The sequence below is a fragment of the Bradyrhizobium sp. WSM471 genome (genome assembly GCF_000244915.1).
GTDB lineage: Bacteria > Pseudomonadota > Alphaproteobacteria > Rhizobiales > Xanthobacteraceae > Bradyrhizobium.
Genome location: NZ_CM001442.1, coordinates 2123732 through 2143074 on the forward strand (window position 1 = coordinate 2123732; position 19343 = coordinate 2143074).

General features: G+C 62.0%; 21 protein-coding genes. 9 read left to right on the top strand and 12 right to left on the bottom strand.

Features of this window, described 5'->3' with window-relative positions; all coding sequences use genetic code 11:
• Window positions 1–22: 22 nt before the first annotated feature.
• Window positions 23–289: a hypothetical protein gene (locus BRA471DRAFT_RS09325; protein WP_007606544.1), complete on the bottom strand. Its 267-nt coding sequence runs from the start codon at window positions 287–289 to the stop codon at window positions 23–25.
• A 51-nt stretch (window positions 290–340) separates the two neighbouring features.
• On the opposite strand from BRA471DRAFT_RS09325, the gene BRA471DRAFT_RS09330 reads away from it, so the two are divergent.
• The gene (locus BRA471DRAFT_RS09330; protein WP_007606545.1) at window positions 341–961 is read left to right on the top strand and encodes a TetR/AcrR family transcriptional regulator; all 621 of its coding nucleotides are present in this window, start codon (window positions 341–343) and stop codon (window positions 959–961) included.
• A gap of 14 nt (window positions 962–975) precedes the next feature.
• Here BRA471DRAFT_RS09330 and BRA471DRAFT_RS09335 read toward each other — a convergent pair whose 3' ends face one another.
• The 3 genes from BRA471DRAFT_RS09335 to BRA471DRAFT_RS09345 all read right to left on the bottom strand — a co-directional run bounded on the left by BRA471DRAFT_RS09335 (window position 976) and on the right by BRA471DRAFT_RS09345 (window position 4828).
• Window positions 976–2283, bottom strand: a complete 1308-nt coding sequence (locus BRA471DRAFT_RS09335) for a GGDEF domain-containing protein (RefSeq protein WP_007606546.1) — start codon at window positions 2281–2283, stop codon at window positions 976–978.
• A gap of 244 nt (window positions 2284–2527) precedes the next feature.
• Window positions 2528–3832 (bottom strand): nicotinate phosphoribosyltransferase, encoded by a 1305-nt coding sequence (gene pncB / locus BRA471DRAFT_RS09340; protein ID WP_007606547.1) that lies wholly within the window; start codon window positions 3830–3832, stop codon window positions 2528–2530.
• Between the two features lie 51 nt (window positions 3833–3883).
• Window positions 3884–4828, bottom strand: a complete 945-nt coding sequence (locus BRA471DRAFT_RS09345; protein WP_007606548.1) for a LysR family transcriptional regulator — start codon at window positions 4826–4828, stop codon at window positions 3884–3886.
• A gap of 94 nt (window positions 4829–4922) precedes the next feature.
• Here BRA471DRAFT_RS09345 and pcaH point away from each other — a divergent pair, with 94 nt between their 5' ends.
• Window positions 4923–5711, top strand: coding sequence for a protocatechuate 3,4-dioxygenase subunit beta (gene pcaH, locus BRA471DRAFT_RS09350; RefSeq protein WP_007606549.1), 789 nt, complete (start codon window positions 4923–4925; stop codon window positions 5709–5711).
• A gap of 4 nt (window positions 5712–5715) precedes the next feature.
• Window positions 5716–6342, top strand: a complete 627-nt coding sequence (gene pcaG, locus BRA471DRAFT_RS09355) for a protocatechuate 3,4-dioxygenase subunit alpha (protein ID WP_007606551.1) — start codon at window positions 5716–5718, stop codon at window positions 6340–6342.
• Between the two features lie 5 nt (window positions 6343–6347).
• Here pcaG and BRA471DRAFT_RS09360 read toward each other — a convergent pair whose 3' ends face one another.
• Window positions 6348–7253: a helix-turn-helix domain-containing protein gene (locus BRA471DRAFT_RS09360; protein WP_007606553.1), complete on the bottom strand. Its 906-nt coding sequence runs from the start codon at window positions 7251–7253 to the stop codon at window positions 6348–6350.
• Window positions 7254–7301: 48 nt separating this feature from the next.
• Between BRA471DRAFT_RS09360 and pobA the strand changes: the two genes are divergently transcribed.
• Window positions 7302–8474, top strand: a complete 1173-nt coding sequence (gene pobA / locus BRA471DRAFT_RS09365) for a 4-hydroxybenzoate 3-monooxygenase (RefSeq protein ID WP_007606554.1) — start codon at window positions 7302–7304, stop codon at window positions 8472–8474.
• Between the two features lie 35 nt (window positions 8475–8509).
• Here the strand turns inward: pobA and BRA471DRAFT_RS09370 are convergent, their stop codons facing one another.
• The gene (locus BRA471DRAFT_RS09370; protein WP_007606555.1) at window positions 8510–10660 is read right to left on the bottom strand and encodes an adenylate/guanylate cyclase domain-containing protein; all 2151 of its coding nucleotides are present in this window, start codon (window positions 10658–10660) and stop codon (window positions 8510–8512) included.
• 18 nt (window positions 10661–10678) lie between these two features.
• The gene (locus BRA471DRAFT_RS09375; protein ID WP_007606556.1) at window positions 10679–11350 is read right to left on the bottom strand and encodes a hypothetical protein; all 672 of its coding nucleotides are present in this window, start codon (window positions 11348–11350) and stop codon (window positions 10679–10681) included.
• A gap of 610 nt (window positions 11351–11960) precedes the next feature.
• On the opposite strand from BRA471DRAFT_RS09375, the gene BRA471DRAFT_RS09380 reads away from it, so the two are divergent.
• Entirely contained in the window at window positions 11961–12419 is a 459-nt protein-coding gene (locus BRA471DRAFT_RS09380; RefSeq protein WP_007606557.1) for a hypothetical protein, read from the top strand.
• 25 nt (window positions 12420–12444) lie between these two features.
• Here the strand turns inward: BRA471DRAFT_RS09380 and galE are convergent, their stop codons facing one another.
• Window positions 12445–13437 (bottom strand): UDP-glucose 4-epimerase GalE, encoded by a 993-nt coding sequence (gene galE, locus BRA471DRAFT_RS09385; RefSeq protein ID WP_007606558.1) that lies wholly within the window; start codon window positions 13435–13437, stop codon window positions 12445–12447.
• A gap of 395 nt (window positions 13438–13832) precedes the next feature.
• On the opposite strand from galE, the gene BRA471DRAFT_RS36640 reads away from it, so the two are divergent.
• Window positions 13833–14117, top strand: a complete 285-nt coding sequence (locus tag BRA471DRAFT_RS36640; protein ID WP_007606560.1) for a hypothetical protein — start codon at window positions 13833–13835, stop codon at window positions 14115–14117.
• Between the two features lie 324 nt (window positions 14118–14441).
• Here BRA471DRAFT_RS36640 and BRA471DRAFT_RS39620 read toward each other — a convergent pair whose 3' ends face one another.
• The 3 genes from BRA471DRAFT_RS39620 to BRA471DRAFT_RS09400 form a co-directional block, all read right to left on the bottom strand.
• Window positions 14442–14855 (bottom strand): hypothetical protein, encoded by a 414-nt coding sequence (locus tag BRA471DRAFT_RS39620; RefSeq protein ID WP_007606561.1) that lies wholly within the window; start codon window positions 14853–14855, stop codon window positions 14442–14444.
• Complete coding sequence (locus tag BRA471DRAFT_RS39625; protein WP_231171067.1) at window positions 14852–15154, bottom strand: CSS-motif domain-containing protein; 303 nt, start codon at window positions 15152–15154, stop codon at window positions 14852–14854. The genes BRA471DRAFT_RS39620 and BRA471DRAFT_RS39625 overlap by 4 nt, the downstream gene beginning before the upstream one ends.
• 335 nt (window positions 15155–15489) lie before the next feature.
• A complete protein-coding gene (locus BRA471DRAFT_RS09400; RefSeq protein WP_007606563.1) occupies window positions 15490–15855 on the bottom strand; it encodes an antibiotic resistance protein VanZ in 366 nt (121 codons plus the stop codon).
• A 282-nt stretch (window positions 15856–16137) separates the two neighbouring features.
• Between BRA471DRAFT_RS09400 and BRA471DRAFT_RS38785 the strand changes: the two genes are divergently transcribed.
• Complete coding sequence (locus tag BRA471DRAFT_RS38785) at window positions 16138–16284, top strand: hypothetical protein (protein ID WP_007606564.1); 147 nt, start codon at window positions 16138–16140, stop codon at window positions 16282–16284.
• Window positions 16285–17457: 1173 nt separating this feature from the next.
• Here BRA471DRAFT_RS38785 and BRA471DRAFT_RS38790 read toward each other — a convergent pair.
• Window positions 17458–17631: a hypothetical protein gene (locus tag BRA471DRAFT_RS38790; RefSeq protein ID WP_007606565.1), complete on the bottom strand. Its 174-nt coding sequence runs from the start codon at window positions 17629–17631 to the stop codon at window positions 17458–17460.
• A gap of 881 nt (window positions 17632–18512) precedes the next feature.
• Between BRA471DRAFT_RS38790 and BRA471DRAFT_RS09410 the strand changes: the two genes are divergently transcribed.
• Both BRA471DRAFT_RS09410 and BRA471DRAFT_RS09415 read left to right on the top strand, forming a co-directional pair.
• Window positions 18513–18788, top strand: coding sequence for a hypothetical protein (locus tag BRA471DRAFT_RS09410; protein ID WP_007606566.1), 276 nt, complete (start codon window positions 18513–18515; stop codon window positions 18786–18788).
• 49 nt (window positions 18789–18837) lie between these two features.
• Window positions 18838–19242 (top strand): hypothetical protein, encoded by a 405-nt coding sequence (locus BRA471DRAFT_RS09415; protein ID WP_007606567.1) that lies wholly within the window; start codon window positions 18838–18840, stop codon window positions 19240–19242.
• Window positions 19243–19343 lie beyond the last annotated feature (101 nt).

The window sequence follows — 19343 nt, forward strand, 5'->3', positions numbered from 1 at the left end:
CGGCAAGGGTGGCGTGCGCGCCTCAGGTGAGATGGGCGAGGCTGCGAAAGGGCGAGAGGCGGCCGAGCAGGCTGATGCGGCGGCCCTCATGACGGGCACGGCCGCGGTTGGCCCGCCACATCCGGAAGGTCGCCCGGCGCTCCGTCAGGACGCCGGCAATGTCGCAGGCATTTGCAATGCGATCGATCGGCCCCGTCGCGAACCGTAGGAAGGCGCGGCCAAATCCGGTCACGAGAGCTGTGGCGTCATCGACGAGGGTGGAGGCGATATCAACAGCGAGGATTTGCATTTTGCAGGTCTCCGGGTTAAATTGAACATTGTTCAAATGAGTATCCTGAAAATGAACAATGTTCAAGACGAATCGTTGCGGGACCGAAAAAAATCTCGACGGCGGCAGCAGATCGTGGAGATCGCTCGCAGCATTATTGCGACTAAAGGACTGAAATCCTTGAAAGTCCGGGACGTCGCGGACGCCGCCGGCTGCTCGGTTGGAAGTGTCTATAACGAGTTCGGCGACTTCGACGGCGTGATCCTGACCGTGAATCGGGAGACCGTTAATGCGCTGACGGTGCGGCTGCGCCAGGTTCCGGCCGAGGATCCGGTTCGCCAGCTCTACGGGCTGGCTGCGACCTACCTCGAATTCTTCGCGGGGCACGCCAATCTGCTGCGCTCGCTGTTCGAACATCGGATGGAGGACGACCGCCCTTACCCCGATGACATCCTTCAGATGGTGATGGACGCCTTCGCGTTGATGCACGCGCCCCTGGTGCGGCTGCTTCCGAATGCAGACGACGTGCAGATCGCGCTGCTGTCACGCACCCTGTTTTCCGCCGTGCACGGGATCATCTCGCTCGGCCTCGAAGAGCGCATGCTGGCCGTGCCACCGCAGATGCTGCGCCAGCAGGTCGAGCAATTTCTGGATGCGCATCTCGCGGGGCTCGGGATTCTGCGAGTACGATAAAGTGCTGAGCGCTGCTACGCGCTGGCGGCCTTGCGCTGCCGCGAGGTGACGACGATGACGTCCGTCGTCCCGTTGTCGACCTGAACAATGTTGCGTCCGTTCTCCTTGGCGCGATAGCAGGCGGCATCCGCACGCCGCATAGCGTCCTCGAGGGTGGTGTTGCCGTCGGTGATGCAGGTAACGCCGATACTGGCCGTCACTGCAAAGCAACGATCATCCCACGCGAAGACGGATAGCTCGAGCGACCGGCGCAGCCGTTCGGCGATATCCACGGCGTCGTACGGCGTGCATTGCGGAAGGATTAAGCCGAATTCGTCACCGCCGAGCCGGGCTACCAGGTCATGCGGCCGCCGCTCCTGTTGCAGGAGACGCGAGATCTGGCAGAGCAGGCGGTCGCCGGCGAGGTGACCGCAGCTGTCGTTGACCTCCTTGAACTGGTCGAGATCGAGCAGGATCAGGCCCAGCGAACCCGCCGCGGTGTCGTCCAACTCGCTTTGCAGGCGGGCCTCGAAGGCGCGGCGGTTGGACAAGCCGGTCAGCCAGTCGTGCGACGCCTGCCAGGCCAGGCGCTCCTTCTCGGCATGCAAGGCGTCCTCGAACGCGTGTCGTTGCAGCACCAATCGCCGCGTGTGCCAGATCAGGAGCAGGATCAGCGTCACGGCCGTGACGACATTGATGCCAGTCAGCGTCATCTTGATGGCGCGCGAACCTTCGCCGAGGACGGTGGAGAACCGGTTGGCGTGGACCGTGAACTGAGTGTTGAGCTCCGAGAGCCGCGACGACAATAATTGCAGGCGGTTGCCGTCCTGAATCGCCCCGTTCTTCAATTCTGACCGGATGACCTCGCCGAACACGCTCAGCTCCAGCAGCATAGGGTCGGTGGCAGCCCACTCGCGGATCGCTTCCTTGAGAAAGCTGACCTGTTTGAAGTAGCGAAACAGCCAGATCAGTCCCGGCACGTCATCGGGATGGTTGCCGCCTTGCAGGAAGCCGATGCGGGCGGCCTCGACGTCGACCGGATCGCGCTCGAGCGCCCAGCGTGCGAACTCGTCGCCGATGGGAACGGCCAGCGAGGTCTGATATTGCGCAAACTGGCTGGCGTCGCCCGAATGCAGATAGAGATTGAGGAAATAGACGGCGTTCTTCTGCGAGCGCGACCATAGCGCTTCGCCCGCGACATAGGCGCGAACCGAGGACATCACCTCCAGGCTGAACCCGGCGATCGCCGCCTGCAGCAGAACGACCGTGACGAAAGGCGAAACGAGCTTGATGACGTGAAGGAAGCTGCGTCCCTTTGTCGACGGCGCTGTTCTGCGAAACACTTTGCGTTCCCCAAGTCGCTCAACGACCCCAGCGGAGCGATCCGCTCATAACGCGGATGACCCACGAAAGGTGCTTAACTCGACTTGAAAATGCCAGGAGACTGCGTCGCAGGGTGAAGGCGTTGTGAACTGGATGCTTGCAGATCGTCGCAAATGCCGCCGAACCGGAACTGACGCGGCATCGGCGCGCCGATGTCGCGCATTTGCCCCAAGTGGTTTACCTGATGGAGAGATTGCTCTGGCGCTAGACCAGCACCGGCTTGCGCACGCGGCCGGCGTCGCCGAAGACGCGCAAATAACGTTCGATCTCGGAAGGCAGGCCGGTCGCCTTCTCGGGATTGTCGGAAAGCTTGACGGCCGGATGTCCGTCGACCGACGACACCTTGCACACCAGCGAGATCGGATCGAGGTTGAACGAGCCGTCCGGCGTGCAGCCGACGAAATCATTGGTGAGATTGGTGCCCCAGCCGAAGGAGAGCCGTACCCGGCCGGCGAAGTGGTGGTAGGTCTCCTCGATCGAGCCCACGTCCATCGCGTCGGAGAAGACCAGCAGCTTGTCCCTGGGATTGCGGCCCTTCTGCTCCCACCATTTGATGATCTCCTCGCCGGCCTGTATCGGCGGCGCGCTGTCGGGGCGGAAGCCGGTCCAGTCTGCGACCCATTCCGGCGCATCGCGCAGGAACGCCTTGGTGCCGAAAGCGTCGGGGAGCGCGATCAAGAGGTTGCCGCCATAGGTCTGGCGCCACTGGTCGAGGATGCGGTAGGGCGCCCAGCGCAACTCCTCGTCGTCCCTGGCCAGCGCAGCCGCGACCATCGGCAGTTCATGGGCGTTGGTGCCGATGGCTTCGAGATCATTGTCCATCGCGAGCAGCACGTTGGAGGTGCCGATGAAGGACGGGCCCAGGCCTTCCTTCACGGCCTCCACGCACCATCGCTGCCAGAGGAAGCCATGGCGGCGACGGGTGCCGAAGTCGGAGAGCCGGAGGCCATCAAGCTTGCGCAGGCGCTCCACCTTGGTCCACAGCTTTGCCTTGGCGCGGGCATAGAGCACGTCGAGCTCGAAGCGGCCGCGGCCCTTTATCGCTGCGCGCGAGCGCAATTCGTTGAGGATGGCGAGCGCAGGAATCTCCCACATCGTGGTATGGCTCCACGGCCCGTGGAAGTGCAGCTCGTACTGGCCTTCGACCTTGCGAAGCTCGTATTCGGGCAGCCGGAATTCGGCGAGCCAGCGGATGAAGTCCGCCGAGAACATGTGGGTCTTGCCGTAGAAAGTATTACCGGCAAGCCAGATCAGCTCTTTCTTGGTGAAGCGGATGGTGCGGGCGTGGTCGAGCTGGGCGCGCAGCTCGCCCTCGTCGATGATCTCGGCGAGCCGGACATGGCGCGATCGGTTGATGACCGAGAATGTCACCTGCTGGTTCGGGTAAGATTCCCGAATCATTTGCAACATCAATAGCTTGTAGAAGTCGGTATCAAGCAGGCTGCGGATGATGGGATCCAGCCGCCAGCTGTGATTGTAGGTCCGGCTCGCAATGTCGGTCACTGTCATGGGGGAATTCTAGCGTGGCCGCCCCGGCGCAACCAGTGGGTTTGACGGGGATCAGGTTTTCGCGGGGACGGGGTGCGAGGCCGTCGCCGCCACGGTCTCGAGCTGGCTTCTGATCCAGCGATGCGCCGGGTCCTTCTGATAGCGCTGGTGCCAGACCATGAACATCGGCAGCTCGGCCAGCGTTCGCGTGCGCGAGGCCAGCGGAATCCGCACATGCGCGAAGCCGTGCATCACGCCGGGCGCCAACAGGCTCGGCATGCTCGCCAGCATCTGCGAGCCACGCAGGAAGGACGGCACGCCGGAGAAGCTCGGCACGGAGATCGCGATGTCGCGGTGGAAGCCGTCGGCTGCAAGCCGGCGATCGAAGTCGAGCCGCTCATTGTCAGTGTAGACCACCGTGATGTGACGCGCCGCGAGATAGGCGCCGCGCGTAGCCGGCGCGGCACGCGCTTTGGAGTCATAGTAGCAAACGTAATGGTCTTGCAGCAGGCGCTTCTGCACGATGTCCACGCCGGATGGCGGTAGCGGCGTGATCAGCAGGTCGCAGCGGTTTTCCCGCAGCATCGCCGGCGAGGGCGACTGCGAGGGGATCACGCGCAGGTTCAGGTTCGTCACTTGCGCGGCGACATGATCGAAGAGCCGCGGCAGCAGCAGGTCGCGCTGGAAGTCGTTCGCCGCGATTGTCAGCGAAAGCTGCGCGCTCGCCGGCTGGAACGTGACGCCACCGGCAAAGCTCCTCATCTCGTCGATCAGCGCTCGCGCCTTTGCGGCGAGCGCCTGGGCGTGCGCCGTAGCCACAATGCCGCGGCCGGATTTGGCAAACAGCGGATCGCCGACGATCCGCCGCAGCTTATTCAGGGCGTGGCTGACCGCGGATTGTGTCAGGCCGAGCCGCGTTGCGGCCGCCGTCACCGAGCCTTCTTCCAGTACGGCTAGGAACAGCTCCAGCGCGTGGCCATCGAGCGCCAAATGATCGATTTTTTTCATGGTATTCATTGTAATCGATCTATTTATCTTGAGAATAGCCTGCGTCATCATCTCCCGATAAGCCGTGCGCCCCAACGGGGCGCCAGAGGGAGAGACAACGCCGATGCATGCCCAGGCGCCAGCCTTGCGGGATCCCCGCCTCAACCGCCCCGCGCCGTTCACGCCACCGCTTGGTGACGGTGGCTTCTTCCAGCGCGACCGTTCCATGCATCCGCCGGCGCACGCGCCGGGCTACAAATCCTCGGTGCTGCGCTCGCCGCGCCAGGCGCTGCTGTCGCTTGAGAACTCGGTCTCGGAGATCACGGGGCCGGTGTTCGGGCACAACGACCTCGGCCCCCTCGACAACGATTTGATCCGCAACTACGCCAAGGACGGCGACCCCGTCGGCGAGCGCATCATCGTCCACGGCCGCGTGCTGAACGAGACCGGCCGCGGCGTCCCGAATACGCTGGTCGAGTTCTGGCAAGCCAATGCCGGCGGCCGCTACCGGCACAAGAAAGACACGTATCTGGCGCCGATCGATCCGAATTTTGGCGGTTGCGGCCGCGCGCTGACCGACGACACCGGCTACTATTATTTCCGCACCGTGAAGCCTGGACCCTATCCCTGGCGCAACTACGTCAACAGCTGGCGTCCTGCTCACATCCACTTCTCGGTGTTCGGCTCGGGCTTCGCACAACGCCTGATCACCCAGATGTACTTTGAGGGCGATCCCCTGATCCCGGTCTGCCCGATCCTGACGACGATCCCGGACAAGGATGCGCTGGAGCGCCTCGTCGCGCCGCTCGACCTCAACGCATCGGCTCCGTTCGACTCGCTGGCCTACCGCTTCGACATCATCTTGCGCGGCCGGCGCTCCACTTACTTCGAAAATCGCACCGCAGGGAACTAGGTCCATGCCGCAGCCGCTCAACTACCTCAAGGAAACCGCCTCGCAGACGGCCGGGCCCTACGTGCATATCGGATTGATCCCGGCCATGGCCGGCTTCGACATTTTCGAGAAGAACTTCTCCAACGTGCTGGTGACGCCGAACACGCAAGGCGAACGCATCACGCTGGAGGGCAAGGTGATCGACGGCAGCGGCACGCCGCTGCGCGACGTGCTGCTGGAGATCTGGCAGGCGAACGCGGCCGGCCGCTACAACCATGCGGCCGATCGGTCGATCGGCTCGCTGGTCGAGGAATTTCGTGGCTGGGGCCGCGCCGGCTCCGACTTCGAGAGCGGTCTCGTCACCTTCGAAACCATCAAACCGGGCGCGATCATCGACAAGACGGGCCGCAGAGGCGCTCCGCACATCAATGTCTGGATTGTCGCGCGCGGTATCAACATCGGTCTCAACACGCGCCTTTATTTCTCGGACGAAGAGGCCGCCAACGCCGCCGACCCCGTGCTCAACCTGATCGAGCAGCAGGTCCGGCGCTCGACTCTGATCGCAAGGCGCAGCGAACGCGCCGGAAAGATCGTGTATTCCTTCACGATCAATTTGCAGGGGCCGGAAGAGACGGTGTTCTTCGACGTGTGATCGTCTCAGGTCTCCTCGCCGTGGAGCTGCGCGCGAAAGGCGCGCGGTGACACGCCCGTGGCGGCGGCGTAGACCCGGCTGAAATAGGCGGGGTCCTCGAAGCCCAGCGCATAGGCGATCGTCGAGACCGGCAAATTGGTGTAGACGAGGTTGCGCCGCGCTTCGCGGATCAACCGGTTGAGGATCAGGTGAGAGGCGGTGTCGCCGGTTGCTGCCCGCGTCACCCGGTTGAGATGGGTCGGCGTGATCGACAGCGCACCCGCATAGTCCGCGACGCTCCAGCGTTCCAGATGATGCTGTTCCAGCAGCGCTTCGAAGCGGCGGAATAGACCGCTTTCAGCCGTGCCGTTGCCGCCGCTCTCGCCGGTGAGCGCGCGGGCTACCAGCCCAATCATGGCCGCCGACAGTGCACGCAGCACATGCGCTCGGCCGAAATCGCGCGCGGCATGTTCGGCAAAGATCTGCTTCATGGTGGTCCGGATCTGCGGCGTGCCGCGCATCACGGCCGAGCGCGATAAGGCGCCGCGCAGTCCTTCGGAGGCGAGCAGCGCTTCGTCCAATATTTCCGCGGCGATGGTCAGTACCCAGCCCTGGGTATCAGGAACGAAACGGAAGCCATGGACGTGGCCGACAGGTACGTTGACGATCTGCATCGGCTTCAGCTGCACCACGCGCCCGTCGAGCGTGGCTTCGCCGCCGCCGCGCTCGATCAGCAGCACCTGGTGCAGCCGGGCATGGCGGTGCACGGCCAGCGTCCAGTCGTGCAGCACCGAGCGCGACGCTATCGTCTCGCAATGCACGACATCGGGCAGATCGCCGGACTCGCCGAACAAATTGTAGACCCGGATCGCCGGGGCGGGGGCTGCGCTTCTCATGTTCGAATAGTACAAGATAAAGACGAAAGCCTCCATCGGTCAGCGGCGCTGAATCTGCAAGAAAGTGCCGAGGAGGACGCAAAAATGAAAGTCCAGGTCTGTATCATTGGCGGCGGGCCGTCCGGGCTGCTGTTGTCCCAGCTTCTGCACCTCAAGGGCATCGACACGGTCGTGCTGGAAAAATACAGCCGCGACCACGTGCTTGCCCGGATCCGTGCCGGCGTGCTCGAGCACGGCTTCGCCAGGCTGATGCGCGAGGCACAGTGCGGCGAGCGGATGGACCGCGAGGGCGAGATCCACAAGGGATTCGAGATCGCCCATGACGGCGTGCTCTCCCAGATCGACCTTTACAAGCATTCCGGCGGCAATTCGGTGCTGGTCTACGGCCAGACCGAGCTGACGCGCGACCTCTACGAGGCGCGCGACCGCCTCGGCGGCAACGTCGTGCACAATGCCGAGGACGTGACGCCGCATGACCTGACCTCGGACCGGCCGTACGTGACCTATCGTTCGAATGGGGAGACCGTTCGAGTCGATTGCGACTATATTGTCGGCGCCGACGGCTTTCACGGCGTCAGCCGCAGGTCGATCCCGAAGGACGTGCTGCGGGAATACGAAAAGATCTATCCGTTCGGCTGGCTCGGCGTGCTGTCGCGCACGAAACCGGTCTCGCCGGAGCTGATCTATGTGAAGCACGAGCGTGGCTTCGCGCTGTGTTCCTTGCGGTCGCAAGTGCTGAGCCGCTACTACGTCCAGGTGTCGCTCACCGACAAGGTGGAGGACTGGAGCGACGATGCGTTCTGGGCCGAGCTGAAGCGTCGTTTGCCGGACGAGGTAGGCGGCCGCTTGATCACGGGGCCGTCCATCGAGAAGAGCATCGCGCCGTTGCGCAGCTTCGTCGCCGAGCCGATGAGCTACGGCCGCCTGTTTCTCGCCGGCGATGCCGCCCACATCGTGCCGCCGACCGGCGCGCGCGGGCTGAACAGCGCCGCCTCCGACATCTATTATCTCTACCACGCCATGCTCGCGCACTATCAGAACGGCGATGATTCCGGGCTTCAGGGCTATTCCGCCAAGGCGCTGGCGCGGATCTGGAAGGCGCAACGCTTCTCGTGGTGGATGACGATGTTGCTGCATCGCTTCCCCGACCGTTCCGAGTATGAAGACAGGCTTCAGCAGACGGAGCTGGAGTATCTGCTGTCGTCCGAGACGGCGCAGCGCCTGCTGGCGGAGAATTATGTGGGGTTGCCGTTCTAGCGTGGAGTGGACCCGAAAAGCGGTGCGACGCTGCGCTACTTTCCTTCTAGGATGTTCACCGGCGTCCAATCCGACGCCGGTGGATTTGTAGCGAGCGCAGTCGCGCGCTTGCCAAAAAGCGCTGACGCCGAATCCATTTCCGCCGTTCGCCCGAACGCATCAGCCGCCTTCGCAAACTCGCTTGCCCGCCAGCACGCCAGCCCTTCTGCATACGCGGCGGCAACCTTCGTCTGCCCGGCACTCTCCGTGCCCTTCTCCGCGAGGGGCTCGAACACCTTGATCGCCTCGCCGCGTCCTATCACTTTGATGGAGTCGAGCTCGCGCCATTTGAAAGTATTGCCTGTCTGCGCGACAGTCGTTTCTGAGGCCATGATTGCGGTGCCATAATATTTGTTGGCGCCTTCGAGCCGCGAGGCGACGTTCACGGTGTCGCTCATCACGGTGTAATTGAAGCGGCGGCGGGAGCCGATATTGCCGACCACGGCCTCGCCGCTGTTGAGCCCGATGCGGTGCGACAGGCCGTGGCCGGCGAAGGCGGCGCTGCCGGCGTTGAGCTCCGCCAGCTTTGCGTGACATTTCAGTGCCGCATGGACGGCGTGGCGCGCATGCGCGGGATCGTCGGCGGGCGCACCGAACATGGCGACGATGGAATCGCCGATATATTTGTCGACATAGCCGCCATGGCTCTCGATGATGTCGGTCATGGCCGACAGATATTCGTTCATCAGCGTCACCAGCTCGCCCGGCGTCATCGTCTCGGCGATGGAGGAGAAGCCACTCAGGTCGGAGAAGAACATGGTGACGTTGCGCATTTCGCCGCCGAGCGCCGGCATCTTGCCGGAGGCAACCATGGTGTCGATCACTTCGGGGGCGAGATAAAACGCAAAGCTCTTGCGCAGGAATCGCTCGTCACGATCGGCCAGCACGAAACGGTAGCCGATCATCATCGCGAGCGCGGCGAGGCTCGCGAGCGCGGGCTCCGTCAGCGGCAGCGCCAAGGCATAGACGAATGCACCGACGGCCACAGCGGCGTATACCGCGATGAGGCCGAGCCATGCGATCAGTGCGCCACCCGGTGCGAGCACGCAAGCCGCGCAGGCCACGATCGCCGCCAACACGATGGTGAGAATGCTCCGCAGTGGAAAGCCGAGCTCGGTCACCGCATCGCGTTCGATCAGATTTCGTACCGCGTTGGCATGCACGAGGACACCGGCGATGTCGCTGCGGGCCTTTTGTGCGGTGCTTGCCGGGGCGGGCTGGGCGCATCGGGGCCCCGGCGTTCCGTCATATCCGCCGGACAGTCGCATCGAGGTGAGCTTGCGATCATCGAAATTCAGGGCGGTGCCGAGCAGCACGACTTTGCCGCCGAAGGCGCGGCGGAAGAAATCGCTGTCGCCTTTTTCGACGCAGGCTCGCAGATCGGCGAAGGAGAAAGTCGGAATGTCGCGGCCCAGTCCACGAAAATTGAGCGCCAGTGTATTTGGTACCGCGCTCGGAATTGCATAACCGGACAATTCGGTCGTTCCGGACGGTGCAATCTCGGGCTTTACAGCGAGCGCGCGCGCGGCGAGCTCGACCGCCATCGCGGGGACCGGCTTGCCGTCGATCGAGAAGCTCAGCGGCATCCGCCGGATCACGTCGTCGGTGTCGGTATGGACGTTGAGGGCGCGGATATTGTTTCTCACCGCCAGTTGCTGCGCGCGGTCGGGCCTTTCCTGATGGTCGTTGCTCAGGATCTCGCCGAGCACCAGCTTGCCGCTGTCGGACAGCTTCCGCAGGGCGATGAGATAGTCCCGATCGAAGCCTCTCATGCGGCTGCCCAGCGACGCGTCGCCGAAGGGAATCTCCGACTGCTCGATCGAGCTCGGAAAGATGACGTCGAAGCCGATGACCTTGGCGCCGCCGTCGTCGATGCTGCCGAGAACCCGGCCGATCTCGCGCGTCCAGGTCTGCGTTGGCGATCCCTTGAACGGCGGAGTGTCGTAGGTCTCGCCGTCGATGGCCACGACGACGACCGGTGATGTCGCGGGATCGCGGTGGTCGCCGACGAGCTTGCCCCGCAGTGCCGTGAGGATGTCGAGCGACAGGCCCTGCAGCGTCTGCAGCGGCGGAGACGTCACGATGGCGCCTGCAAGAAGCGCAATCAGGATCGCTGCAACGATGTCCCGTCTGCCGATCCGCCGCATCGCCTCGTCGCTAGCTGCCTATTCGAGCCGCAGCAGGCGTCCGACGATCGGCGTCGGCGACGACGTGGCGCTGGGATCGACCTGGAAGGCGTAACGCTTGGTGCCGAGGATGGCGAGATAGCTGCCGCCCGGCGTCAGCGACTTCCCGGCCTTGGCGAAGTCATAGAACTTGCCGCCGACCATCGTCTCGCTCTTGAGCGGCACGCTGATCGTGGGCTCCTTGCCATCGGTGCGTTCGATCACCAGGGTGCTGCCGCTCTTGGCCTGCACCAACGGCGCGATGCCGTAGAGCGTCGGCAGCTTGGCCGGAGCGCTGCCCTTGGCGTCCGACCGCATGGTGCGGAAGGTGGTCGCGGCACTCTGGTTCGCCTCCCGCTCCGACAGTTTTGCCGCGTTGGTATCGCAGGGCACCTTTTCCCGCTTGACCTCGCCGAGTTGCACGGTGCTCTGCTCGGTGCCGACCATGACGACGCCTTCGCTGATGGTCTCGCGCTGGCACGATTTGAGATAGCTGAGCGTAATGGTTGCCTTGGGCCCCAGCTTGATGATCTTGCCCGGCGCCACATAATCCATGAACGCGACACCGTCGACCTTGCCTTGCACGTCCTCGACGATGGCGGCCGGGGTCTCCGCCAAAGCGGGGGCAGCAAGACAGCACGCGCCGACAACAGCGCCGATCAGGCTTTTCATGGGAAATCTCATCCGATTCGACCGATATTTGCCCGGTCCCCGTCCAGAGCCGATGCTTAGCAGCGAAACGCCCAGGCAAGTGTGACCGGAATCACTCTCAGATATTGGTGCACTCTATCAGGAAGAGGTTCAAACCGGCGACCGGAGAAAACAGTGCGCCGGCAAGCTGTTGGCCAATGGATAATTTCATTCGGCTGGGACGGCCTCGACCGGGTGGCCCTCCGCTGCACTCTCTATACCTGTAATGGGCGCGAGCGTGGCCTCGGTCTTCTGATACGGCGTCGCCTGCTGACCGGCGGCGATCTCGACCACTTTCCTCCCAGCGCGACAGGAAGGCTAGCTGTCACGAAGGCTGAGTTGATAGCGGTTATATGCAAGCTGCCAAACGAGGTCGGCACGCCGATCGTTTTTAGCGCGGTATGCAACGAGGTCCAGCTTTCTTGCCCGCTGCGCGGAGGAGCCTGCGCTGCCCGCGTCGCTGCGCGTCGGTAGCAATTTGACTGGCTCGCTTTCCAGGGTGTTAACCGTGGCGGAATGCTCTCCGCGCGGATCATTGTCGCGCCCTAGTATTGGTTGCAAATGCGTTCTGAGTTTTACGGCGGATATTTTCATGCTGAGAGACGGCAAATATGCGGCCTGGTTCAGGACCCCGCGCGGTCAGGGCACGGGCGTCGTGCATCTGGCGGAGGGACGAATCTCCGGCAGCGATAGCTTCTTCACGTATGGCGGCTCTTACCGAATCGACGAGCAGCGCTTCACGGCGGTTCTGACCACGCGGCGACATGCCGAGGGGCCGCCGACCGTGTTCGGGCTCGACGAAGTCGAGGTCAAGCTCTCGGGCGTGTGCAGCGGCGCGATGGCGACCTGTTCCGGTACGGCCGAGCAGGCCCCCGATGTGACCTTCGAGGCGACGCTGATCTATAGCCAGGACGAGGTGCCGGCCGCTGACGCCAGAGGTGCGGTCGTGAAGCTCAATGCCGACAAGCTGCCCAAGGGGCTCGACGGCCGTTCGCGATCACGCCATCCGTTTGCGCCGGGATCGCTTGGCTCAGAACGGAATAGACCATAAGGCCAGATCGACGTCGACGATGTTGTCAGGCCTGCTTAAGCGGATGAGCCCTCTGGTGCCAGGCCCAGGCGGTGCGGATCACGGTCGGTAGATCCGAATGTCGCGGCACGAAATTCAGCACTTTTCGCGCTGCGGAGGGATCGGCAACCAGATAGGTGGGATCGCCGGCGCGGCGCGGTTTGACGGTGTGGGGCACCTCGCGCCCGGTCTCCTGCCTGATGGCAGTCAGGATTTCCCGCACTGAAAAGCCGGAGCCGGTGCCCAGATTGAAGCTGCCGCCGGCATGCCCTTGTTCCAGCAGTTTCAGCGCCGCGACATGCGCCGCGGCGAGGTCGGTGACATGGATGTAGTCGCGGATCGCGGTGCCGTCGGGCGTGTCGTAGTCCTCGCCGAACACGGCAAAATCGACATGGCCCTGTAACGCCATCATGGCGCGCGGAATGAGATGGGTTTCGTTGTCACGCAATTCGCCGATGCCGCCGGCCGGATCGGCGCCGCTGGCGTTGAAATAGCGTAGGCAGAACGCGCCGAAGCCGTAAGCCGACCGGTAATCGGCCAGCATGCGCTCGATCATCCACTTCGATGCGCCATAGGGGTTGATCGGCGCGCAGGGGAAATCTTCCGGCAGTTCCTTGGAGTCTGCGTTGCCGTAGACGGCGCCGGTCGAGGAGAACACGATACGGTGGCAACCTGCATCGCGCATCGCCTGCAATAGCGACAGCGTGCCCTGCACATTGTTGATGTAGTATTTTTGCGGGTCCGTCATGGACTCGCCGACAAGGCTCGCCGCCGCGAAATGCATGACCGCCGTGATTTTATGCTCGGCGAAGGCCCGCGCCAGCGTGGCGCCGTCGAGCAGATCGCCCGTTACCAGCGGACCGGCGACGAAGCCGCGATGACCTGTCGACAGATTGTCATAAACGACGGGCTGATAGCCGGCGGCGGTCAGGGCGCGGCAGGCATGCGAGCCGATATAGCCCGCGCCTCCCGTAACGAGGACAGTCGGTCGGTCGTTCATGTGTGCTTACCTCAGAGCGAAATCAACGATTATCCAGGCAACCGCCGCCAGCAACAAATCGGCACACAGCACGAGCACCGCAAAGCGTCAGCCATGCGGGACGTTTGCCGAAGGCGGGGACATGCCGCGTGGCGTCACGAGACAGGACATCACTCAAGGAGAGGGCTTCCGAAGTGATCTGTCCCAATGCGATTGCCTCAGTTCAAGGGTTGATCGATCGGGTGAGCATAGATCGATCTTCGCTGTATGCAACCCACCGGGGGCTCGGCACGATAGTCCTTCTTCGTTTAGCTCGCATTGACCCTATGGCTGCGAAATGGTCGGCGCGCGCGCGGCGGCAACCGAAGCTTTAAGCACGAAAAATAAGCTGAGGCCGAGTAAAGGAGTGACTGAACATGGCACAGATCTGGATGACTTATGACGAACTCGCCGGGCTGAGTGGCTGCACGCCTGCCGAGGCCAGAATGCGGGCCATCCATTTGTCACTTGACCGCCGCAAAAGCCGCGATGGAGCAACCCGCGTTAAGCTCGATCTCGCGCTGACGGCTAAATTTTTCGCATCTGTCCGGGACGCCGATTTTGATCTGGACGGCGCCATCGAGGCGCTCCAGGCCACCCATCATCAGATGGCAGAACTCCTGACGCCGAACCAGTTCCTGGGCCAGCGCCGCTCGGCTTAGCCCCCGCACGTGATTTCTCAAGCTCCGGGTATAAGGAGCCGAGATCTCGCGATAGTTGTTCCAAATCAGGCGTAAATCTCCATCCGGAATTTCCATTGCGGGCCGGGTTTAATCGCAGCGGGCCGCAGAGCTTGCAGGAGGATGCCATGAGGAACGACAGCGATCGAGGCTACGCGACACTGGTGGGAGCGGCGATGCTGGGGGGCTGATCATCATGACAGCCGCAACGGCGAGCGCAGAACTCGTGAAGTTGCAGGCCGATCTCAAAGGCGGCAATGAAGTGCCTCCGAACAACTCGCCTGGAACGGGCAAGGCCGAGGCGACCTACGAAAGCCTGCCGAAAAGCGCGCCGATTGCAAACGCTACGGCCAGCGTCGGCCAGTAGGCCTCGCTGTTCCACGTCGAGAGGATGCCGCGTTCGAGGCGGATGGTCGCATGGAGTGGGAATCGAGTGGAGTTTTTGTCGAGATCGATCGGGGCCTGCAAGGCTTTGTCGGGATCGAGCAGGAATTCGCCAAGTTTCTCGCCGTTGCTCAAGGCGAGGATCACTTCGCTATGGACGCGCAACCCGGCGGGCATGATGTCGAACAGGCTGGCGTTGACGCCAAGAATGGCGACCAATGCGGCGTTGCCATTGATGTCTTTGAGCACGCCCAGAGCATCGCCGCCGAATTGCTCGACACGGAAGAGCGAAAGGCTCTTGTCGCGCGCGGGAAGCATATCGCGGCGGTCGATCATCCCTTGTCGAATTCCAGCGTTTCGGAATAGGCCGAACAGATCACCGAGCCATCAGGGTTAACGAGGCGCACATCCTTGATTGCGGAACGCTGGTAGACGTGGAGGCGGATCGCCTGCAGCGTCGCGGGCCCGCAATCGGCAAGGTCGCGCCGCGCAAGTTCGCCCAGGCTCGCGCCGGCAAAATCGATTGCAAATTCGGCGCGACGCAGAACAACCTCAGTCAATTCGTCGAGCTGATGGGCTTGCTGACGCCGGATGATGCTTTCGGCTGCGAAATGCCCGCCCAGCCCGGACGCCATTGTGCTCGCAAGCACGAGCGCCGCAAACACAAAGGTCGGTCGCTGTAGTCTCATCCTGCCCGCGCGGAGATCGAAGGACGCTCCTGCAGATCCTAGTCAGGACGGGCTAAGATAGGGTCTAATTGGGACACACAAACGCGGCGCGGAACCCAACGAGTCTTGCCCATTTGGGGGGCAGCGGGGGCGGGAGGCGTGGGTAGCCCGGTTTGGGGCAGAGCGGTGCGCTCTTCGGCATCACAAGCCAGGGTGGCGAACCGCGTAGCCCGAGGATGAACCAAAGTTGCCTTGTTCTGCCCACCGATCGGGATGGCTCGGGCGGTTCCCTCCCTGTTGCCTCAGGTCGGAGGTCTGGGCAAGAAGGCCAAAATCGTCTGGGCGAGCATGACACCCACGAGACCTCCGGCGACTTTCTGGAGGGCGTCAAGCAGGCCCGGATCCCGGTCGGGTGTGAGCATTTGCATGATCTCCAGCCCTATGGCGACCGCGATAACGAAAGAGCAGGTTAAAGCGAACCGTCCCGGCAGCAGGAACGACAGGAGAAATCCGAGCAGCCCATAAGCGCTGAAGCGCTCGATCACGACGACCCAATAGGCTTCGTGATGCCCCATTAGCGCAGGGCGTCCTGCCAACTTTGCAAAGGTGGCGTAGACAATGAGCGCCAGGCAGATGCATACGGCTGCAATCAAGTGGTTTCTGCGCATGCCGGCAGCGTAGCCGGTTGGCTACCGATCGGGATCAAAAAGCCCAGATATCGTTAAGTTCCTGCTGGCGCCAACGAGGCATCCATGATTCAGGGGCGTTTCAAGGCGCGATCTCTAAAGGACCACACTCACGCTTAAGCAGGTGGGCAGAAGAGTAACCTCTCCGGTTCCGTGGCAAGGCAACGAGTTTACTCTGGCTGAAGTTGGCTATTTCTATTCGTCGAGAACAATCGCATAGTTTCTGTTATTTCAGCCGCCGCTTTATCCGATGAGCTCTTTGCCATGCCGAACGTCGACGATCTGCAGATGCTACGTCTGATCAAGGCTTTTCAGAAAATATCCGACCAGGACGTAAGGCGCTTGATCATCCTGTATGCGGAAGAGCAACTCGAGAAGCTACAGGCAATAGCGAAGCAAAAGCCGCAGTAGACGTACGCCGGCCGGCGAGCCGTCCCTGCGGTTTGCGTCGCAAATTTCCGGTGCTCAGGTGATATCCGTTCGACAACCCGTTGCGCCCCGTTGAACGTCTCGACATGGAGCCGACTCGGCTTAAGCCTTTTCCCAGCGGACAATCCACCGGCTCGGCCTGCAACGCCCGTCTTCCCAGATAGATGGACGGGGCCCCGCATCGCTGACGATGCCGTAACTCAGATTGGTTTGGCACCGACGGTGAGGGCTACGACAAGGTTGTGGTCAAAAGCTTCCGGTAGTTCGAGCCGAAGAGGACACACCGCAATTTTGGGCGAAGCCGAAGCTGCTACGCAGCAAGCCCTTGCGTTGCGGTAACGCGCCATTTTGCGCTGCCCTTGTCGACAGGCCTAATTCTGCCTGGTCGTCGGGCTGTCTATTTTCGTTGACCAGCGCGATTTAGATTCCGCTGTAACCCATCGGCGGCGCTTCAGCCGTGATCAATGCGCCCCGAGACACAGGAGCCTTGGTGGCGAAATCCGCGCGGTGGTCATACCGGCGTTGAAGCCGGCGGCACCGGGATGGTCGGCCTCAAAGTGGGGTTGCCATCAGGTCATCGGGGCCAGTTTTAGGCTTGACGTTCCATTTCAGCCCGATTTGGGCATGCGTCGCCAGTCGTCCCTGTTTGCCGCTGTTCCCCCCTCAGCATGTATCAGCGGTGTCGCCGAATGATCGCTTTTCACGCGTCCAGGGTAGGAGCTCGTCCCATTCCAATTTCGCGACACCCCCCGTTACCGACCCAGAACAAAAACGGATTTTTGATAATTTAAAACGATTCTTTGTCGAACTCTTCGTGTCCTGTGGGAGAGCGAAACACGCCATCAAAGAATCGTTTATTTTTCTAGATGAGTCGTATCGCACGGTAACTCGCTGCGTGTTACCGTGCGATGGCGACAATGTTGATGGCCAATCGTGCTCGAAGATCGGAAAGACACGGCAAAAGGCACAACTCGGGATCAGTCCGCATCCCCTCTGCCATTATCCGGGCGCGACCCAACATTCGACTGCGCCTCGATAAGACGCTCTTGCTTCCGCTTTGTGATCCGCAATGCTCCAATCGCGGACTTTGAACGCGCTGTCGGAAGCGGGCTGCATCATCCCGGCAGATGATCGGGTCCTTCGGGCTTTTGTTGCTCAGCCCTGCTTCGGCTTCTTCGACCTAAGCGAAAGACCCAGGCGCAATGCCATGCGCTTGATTGCATCAGGTGTCCGGCCGAGCTGTTTCGCGGCTTCTTCCAAAGAGACTGAAGACTTGGCCAGTTCCATCAACTTGCGGTCTTCCTTGAACGACCAGGGCTCGCGCGCCATACTCAAAGAATCCTCATTTACAAAATAAGACGAAAAAGCCGCCAAGCGACCCAGATTCGCTCGACGGCTTTGCTTGGGTGGGGCCAGGCCTTGGGGAAGCCCGGTGCGAAAATGAATATGCGATCGGCGAAATCTCGCAAGCAACACCGTGTATTAAGCTAACCGCTCAACCTTACCTGCAGCGTGCGCGTCGCGTTCGTCCGTGGATATACGGATGTGGATCCCGAAGCGAATGACGACAAAAGTCGAGGTTCGTCGAGCGTCCTGCATCTGACTTCGACGGAGCCAAACGGCTGGCGCGTTTATGCCGCGGGCCTCGATGCAATCTCCATGGACGAGCCGCGCGGTACGGAGCCGTCGGAGCAGTTGCATGGTCTGCGACAATCGGCGCTGGAAGCGCGAGGAAAGCCGCGCTAGGTAGTGCTTCCCGCAACGGCAGTAATTGGCCGCCGCCTTTTCTGCGGCTCCAGGGCAAACGGCGGCGTTCATTCCGCGTCATCGACCCGGCCAATCGAGTGGAATGAGAGCGCGCGATCGAAGGGAACGCGAGACAGGCGGAAATGTGAGGCGCGTCGATGCGCAGGATCGTGAGTGAACGAGCTCTGACGTTACCGACGCATGCAGGAGCGCCGGTGTCCCGCGTTGTGGCCGCCGGGCCCGTCAACTCTTTCTGTTAACGCTTGGCTCTGGCGGTACGGCTTCCAAGTTACCTTGAGTGATCACCACGCTTGCAGCAGCTTCGCCGGACGCCTAATAATTCTGCATATTGTCAGTTTAGTACGGCTTCGATCATTTGAAGTGCTGGTCACGTTGGGTCGTGTGGTTCGTCAAGGCGAATTCTGGGCCCGAGTTTTTGGAAGCCGGTGCCTTGAGGAGCCAAAATGCTGGTTCATTGGAACGCTGGACCGCGACGGTATTTTGTCAATGCTGATGGACATCGCGTCCTCATCGGCCTCTCGCGCGCGGAAACCGCAGAATTCGAAATGCTCGACGATCCTCCGTCGCGGGCGGAGGAAGGGAGCGCGATAGGTGGCAGCGGTTCGACCTGCGTGAACGTCGATCGATGGTCGGAACTCTATACCAAGCATGAAGATGCCTGGCGCATCTGGATCGCGCGAAGCCGCACTGAAGCGGTTTCCAGTTTAGCCCTTTTTTAACCATGGCGGGTCGATCCTTGGGCCCAAGGGCACAAACAGGATATGCCAGATGTTCCATCGTCTTCTGAAAGCCCGAACGAACAATCCGCTCGCGCAGAACAAGCGCTTCCAAGCGCGTTCGGCCGAACGTGATGCGCAGACCGATCGCGAGCGTGTTGCTTCGATCATGACGGCGATTGACGTCGCTCTGCAGGCTGCCGAAAACGAGCAAGCGGGGCTGAGCAGTCGCGTGGAAGATGCGCTCGCGCGTGCGGCCGTGACCTTCGGCAATGGCGACGATGAATATCTAGAGCGGGAAGCGCTGGACAATCATCATCAGGACCTTTTTGGCGCCGAAATCTCCAATGGTCAGAGGCGGCTCAAGGAACTTGACGTGTCCGTCTCGCATTTGAAATTCGTCAGATCCGCAATGCTGACGCGTTTTCCCGGCTATTTCAGCCAGTCGGGCAGTTGACCGCTCGTCGTCCTGATCAAAGCGTCGTTTTCATTGCTAGCAGTGTAAATTGCAGGCCTCCCGCTCTTGCGATTGCTGATCCTAGGCGTTTGTCCGACTGG

Bases quoted from the DNA above. Each gene is read 5' to 3' on its own strand.
- BRA471DRAFT_RS09325 (WP_007606544.1), bottom strand. From the start codon at position 289: ATGCAAATCCTCGCTGTTGATATCGCCTCCACCCTCGTCGATGACGCC.
- BRA471DRAFT_RS09330 (WP_007606545.1), top strand. From the start codon at position 341: ATGAACAATGTTCAAGACGAATCGTTGCGGGACCGAAAAAAATCTCGA.
- pncB (WP_007606547.1), bottom strand. From the start codon at position 3,832: ATGACAGTGACCGACATTGCGAGCCGGACCTACAATCACAGCTGGCGG.
- BRA471DRAFT_RS09345 (WP_007606548.1), bottom strand. From the start codon at position 4,828: ATGAATACCATGAAAAAAATCGATCATTTGGCGCTCGATGGCCACGCG.
- pcaH (WP_007606549.1), top strand. From the start codon at position 4,923: ATGCATGCCCAGGCGCCAGCCTTGCGGGATCCCCGCCTCAACCGCCCC.
- pcaG (WP_007606551.1), top strand. From the start codon at position 5,716: ATGCCGCAGCCGCTCAACTACCTCAAGGAAACCGCCTCGCAGACGGCC.
- BRA471DRAFT_RS09360 (WP_007606553.1), bottom strand. From the start codon at position 7,253: ATGGAGGCTTTCGTCTTTATCTTGTACTATTCGAACATGAGAAGCGCA.
- pobA (WP_007606554.1), top strand. From the start codon at position 7,302: ATGAAAGTCCAGGTCTGTATCATTGGCGGCGGGCCGTCCGGGCTGCTG.
- BRA471DRAFT_RS09370 (WP_007606555.1), bottom strand. From the start codon at position 10,660: ATGCGGCGGATCGGCAGACGGGACATCGTTGCAGCGATCCTGATTGCG.
- BRA471DRAFT_RS09375 (WP_007606556.1), bottom strand. From the start codon at position 11,350: ATGAAAAGCCTGATCGGCGCTGTTGTCGGCGCGTGCTGTCTTGCTGCC.
- BRA471DRAFT_RS09380 (WP_007606557.1), top strand. From the start codon at position 11,961: ATGCTGAGAGACGGCAAATATGCGGCCTGGTTCAGGACCCCGCGCGGT.
- galE (WP_007606558.1), bottom strand. From the start codon at position 13,437: ATGAACGACCGACCGACTGTCCTCGTTACGGGAGGCGCGGGCTATATC.
- BRA471DRAFT_RS36640 (WP_007606560.1), top strand. From the start codon at position 13,833: ATGGCACAGATCTGGATGACTTATGACGAACTCGCCGGGCTGAGTGGC.
- BRA471DRAFT_RS39620 (WP_007606561.1), bottom strand. From the start codon at position 14,855: ATGATCGACCGCCGCGATATGCTTCCCGCGCGCGACAAGAGCCTTTCG.
- BRA471DRAFT_RS39625 (WP_231171067.1), bottom strand. From the start codon at position 15,154: ATGGCGTCCGGGCTGGGCGGGCATTTCGCAGCCGAAAGCATCATCCGG.
- BRA471DRAFT_RS09400 (WP_007606563.1), bottom strand. From the start codon at position 15,855: ATGCGCAGAAACCACTTGATTGCAGCCGTATGCATCTGCCTGGCGCTC.
- BRA471DRAFT_RS38785 (WP_007606564.1), top strand. From the start codon at position 16,138: ATGCCGAACGTCGACGATCTGCAGATGCTACGTCTGATCAAGGCTTTT.
- BRA471DRAFT_RS38790 (WP_007606565.1), bottom strand. From the start codon at position 17,631: ATGGCGCGCGAGCCCTGGTCGTTCAAGGAAGACCGCAAGTTGATGGAA.
- BRA471DRAFT_RS09410 (WP_007606566.1), top strand. From the start codon at position 18,513: ATGCTGGTTCATTGGAACGCTGGACCGCGACGGTATTTTGTCAATGCT.
- BRA471DRAFT_RS09415 (WP_007606567.1), top strand. From the start codon at position 18,838: ATGTTCCATCGTCTTCTGAAAGCCCGAACGAACAATCCGCTCGCGCAG.